At 33.8% G+C, this 4,201-nt stretch carries 4 protein-coding genes; all 4 read right to left on the bottom strand.

Going from position 1 to position 4,201, the window contains the following annotated elements; translation table 11 throughout:
* Nucleotides 1-465, bottom strand: a 465-nt coding sequence (locus P8H68_RS08755; protein WP_300323628.1) for a helix-turn-helix domain-containing protein, incomplete at its 3' end; no start/stop codon positions are given.
* A gap of 263 nt (nucleotides 466-728) precedes the next feature.
* The gene (locus P8H68_RS08760; RefSeq protein WP_300323630.1) at nucleotides 729-2,951 is read right to left on the bottom strand and encodes a fibronectin type III domain-containing protein; all 2,223 of its coding nucleotides are present in this window, start codon (nucleotides 2,949-2,951) and stop codon (nucleotides 729-731) included.
* A gap of 17 nt (nucleotides 2,952-2,968) precedes the next feature.
* A complete protein-coding gene (locus P8H68_RS08765; RefSeq protein WP_300323632.1) occupies nucleotides 2,969-3,292 on the bottom strand; it encodes a hypothetical protein in 324 nt (107 codons plus the stop codon).
* 177 nt (nucleotides 3,293-3,469) lie between these two features.
* The coding region (locus tag P8H68_RS08770) for an IS3 family transposase (RefSeq protein WP_300323635.1) at nucleotides 3,470-4,201 on the bottom strand (732 nt) is incomplete at its 5' end.

Here is a 4,201-nt window from a genome sequence, read left to right on the forward strand (position 1 = left end):
TCTTTTTTTAGGAGGTCTTCTACGTGTTTTCTTACGAACGAGTAGTTTGATTAGCTTTTTGTTTAAACGAGCTTGTGGCTGTGTATAAATGTATCTGTAGATAGATTCATGAGAAATAGACATAATGGGGTCGTTAGGATATTCCAGTTTTAATTTACCTGAAATTTGTTCAGGAGTCCACTGTGACAAAAGTCCTTTATAAACATAAAACCTAAGTTTCTTATGAATAGATATTTTGTCAGTATTTCTTTTGTTTAAATAATCGTCTTTAGCGCACCAATATGATAGTTCAGCGGAGTATTTATCTTTATCGGATTGTACCCATATATTAACTTCTCTGGTGATTGTAGAGCGAGCTCTGTTTAGCGTTTTAGCGATGTAGGATTTAGACTTGTTTTCATTTAAAAGAGTCTCAATTTGGATTCTTTCTTTAAGAGTAAGTCGACAAGTTTTTTTTCTTAACATAATACAAATCTATTAATTTAGATCTGTTGCGTTAAGTTATTGAGTACAGCCATTTTTTTTGAAATTGCATGTAACGGTCTCGGCTATGAGTAGTTGCGTGGTTTAGCGGTTAACTTTGCAAGTACACACCAAACTGAAAATCTGCAAGGATTTTCAGAAGTAGGCGAGAACAAGCAATTACTTATAGCCATTGTTGTAACCAGTTTTTTAATTTTTCCACCCATGATTGGGAATAGAATAGTTTTAAACTTTTCACCTTATCATTAGTTTTTAATTATTTTTTTAGTGTAAAGCTTGTTTTGATATTCGATTTGAAACAAATACACCCCTTGACTATAAACTGACATATCGAGAACTTTATTTTTGAAACTGTCAAGTAATAAATTACCTTTTATGGAAAATAATTTGGCTTTAAAATCTTCATTAGTTTCGATAAAATAGAGGTCTTTAGTTGGATTTGGGTAAAAACTAAATTTTTCGTTCAAAGGACTATTGTTAGAATCCGGTGTTGCGTTTGCAAAACTATATGCAGAATTCTCACTAGACGCTCTCACGAAAATTGAAAATTCATAAGTAACTCCATTTGTTAATCCTGCAGCCGTTGCATTGGTTTGATTGATATCATAAACGGCAATGGCATCAATATAATTTGTAGTTCCCTGTACTCGCCAAAAGATATCATAGAACTCATAAGTACGACCACCTAGATCCGGAATATTCCAAGATAAAGATACTTCAGTACTTCCAGCTGTAGCAGTTAATGTTGGTGATTCTAAAGCGCCAAATGGTGTTGCATTTAAAATATTGCTGAAAGGGCCATTTTCGGAAGACCCGCTATTGTCATAAATGGCTCTAACTTTAATTTCATAGGTTGTACCCGTTGTTAAACCATTTATCATTGCTGATAAATTTGGTAGCGGCACAGTGATAATTGTTTCTCCTGAGCCAGCTTCAGCATACGAAACATCATATTCAACTATTGAAAGATTATTATGATGTGAAGGTTCGTTCCAATCGATGTCAACCGATGTTTCACCAATATTTGAAACACTTACAAAAGGCGCTAATGATAATTGTATAGCACCAATATCTCTTAAACCATTTGCATCTTTCCTAGGGTTTCCTAAAGGGTCTTCAGTTATTGCAATTCCTGTCACAGGATTTAGCAACGTTGAACTAACCTCGTCAATTAATTCCCCCGCAATATTAGGAGTAAGAAAATCTGCATCAAATAACGCATTGTTAGATACGACATCAAAAGAAAATGCATCTGAACCTGTAAGCAAAGCAGGTTGTGAAGTTATAGCCTCCAAAGTTGTTTCGTTCTGTGTGATTGTTGGTTGAATCCAGGTATTGTTATCTGCACTAAAGCCACTTCCACTGCCTCCTAGAAGTGTAACAAGATTTCCAGAAGTATTTTCAAAATTAAATCCTACGGCGGACTCAATAAAGTTAATTGTCCCATTAGAACTTTCAAGTAAAGTACTTATTCCTGAATTCTGACATTGTGCATTACAAGTATTCGAATTCCACATCAATGAGGACGCAATAAAATTTACTGGTCCATTAGAATCATTTATAAACCTATCTCCAAATTTGAGAGTGGAAACATTATCATCAACCCAAGTGGTATTGACAATATTGGTTTCATTGGTGTTACCAATAATTTTAAAGCCTCCTGATAGCAGAATTCTAGAACTAATGATGTTAATATCAGCGCTAGAGCTACCAATCCAGCTAAGCAAAAACTGTACACCTCCATTGATGTTGTAAAATAAAGACTGTTCAATTGTAAGATCTTCGGCATTGTCAGAAACAATTGCAGTACCTAAATTTTCTGACGCCCAGTTTTTGGAATTGGTAAATCTAGAGTTCTTGATCGTCAATGTTCCTCCATCAGACACCTCTATAAGACCTTTAGCTGTACAATCAAGTGTTGACCATATCTCATCTGCATTAAATTCCTCCAAAATTAATGTGGCATTATCCCTTACTGCAGCAATAGAATTAAATTGTTTGATAGATAAATCTTTTACAGTAACTGATATGCTTGAATTGTTCTGGTTGACTGTACCAATTTCTATGAAGTTAGGCATACTCCTTAGAATTGTTGTACTTAGAACGGTACTAGGACAAGCTCCAAGAGGATTGGTATCCCCATTAGCACTAACCCATGTCTGTGAGCCATTAATAGCTCCGCCTTTTCCATCGATTGTTACTGACTCTGTGATTTGAATCATAAAATCATTTGAATTACCTGAAAAACTTGGATGTACAGCATTGACCTGAAGCCCTGGTATAAATTCTATAATATCTACACCTGGATTGCTATTAGCCGAAGTAATAGCTTCATTAATTGAACCTGGGCCATCTTTTGAGGTAGACGTAACTGTGTAAGTCGTCTGAGAAATACCTACGCTAAACTTTGAGAAAATGATTAAGAAGATAACGAGTTTAAAAAAACTATTCATTCTATAAAAAAACATAATAATATATTTTAAAATTAATCGAGTAGCGTTCTCCCTGAAATTTCAACCACTCCATTGTTGATTACAGAATTTGGTGTGTCATTTGGTAATGTCACTGTCTCTGTTTCTGATGTACCACCTTCAGGCTTCCAGGTTGCAGTTATACTCAGCGAGCCTTGATAGGGGATATCACCATATGCTGCAGCTTGTAATCCAAGACCTGCTCTAATAGTAAGACTAATATTCCATGGAGATGTAACGTTAGTGAGTTCAATTAGATTACCTTGGCTATTGAGATACTCTACTTTGTTAATGGTGGTTCCGTTTAATGCAGTTGCCGAGTATGTAATGTCGTACATCAGTCTTTCTTGCTCATCATCATCTGAGCATGAGAACAGAGTTAAAATTGCAACGATAAAAAGAAGTTTCTTCATAGTTTTAAATTTTTGAGTATTTGATTTACTATTTTTATTCTTAAGATAAAGATTTAATTCGAATTTGTATTGTCCTGAAATAGGTTGGCCTTTTTTTGATGATTACAAGGTTAATAATTCCAGTTTGTTTTTATTTCTTCGATACGATTTATAGTCAATGTTTTGATTTATGTGTACGTGTTTAGGTGTATATAAATCGAGACTTAAATGTGGTCGAATATTGTTATAAATGTTAATCGCTCTTTTTGCAATCTTTTGTGCTAAGTTAGTATTTTTAATTGTTAGTTTCAATCCGTATTCATATTTTAAAGTTCTATTAATTCTCTCAGCGATTGCATTTTCATAAGGGTCATATTTCTCAGTCATACTCATTGTTAATCCGTTTGATTCAGCAAATAGGGTATAGGTAGTGTTGCAATATTGTATTCCTCTATCTGAGTGGTGAATCAGTTTTTTATTAGGATATTTCCTGTTTTTAAGCGCCATATTTAGCGCATCCATACAAAGTGAAGTTCTCATATGTGAATCTAGTTTATAACCCATTATTTGCTTTGAATAGGCATCTGTTACCAATGCTAAATAACTATGTCCTTTTTGCGTTTTAATGTATGTAATATCAGTTACCCATAGCTGTTCAGCTCTTGTAGGGATTTTGTTAGTAATAAGATTTTTGTATTTATAAAAATGATGCTTAGAATTAGTTGTAACATGATAGTTTTTACTTCTAGGTACCAGCAATCTATGGGTTTTTAGGAAAGAATAGAACTTGTCTCTTCCCATTTTAATACTTTGTTTTTTAATATCGTCTTTTAATTCATGATATAGTTTTTTAGC

This window comes from Flavicella sp., from assembly GCF_029238425.1.
Lineage (GTDB): Bacteria > Bacteroidota > Bacteroidia > Flavobacteriales > Flavobacteriaceae > Flavicella.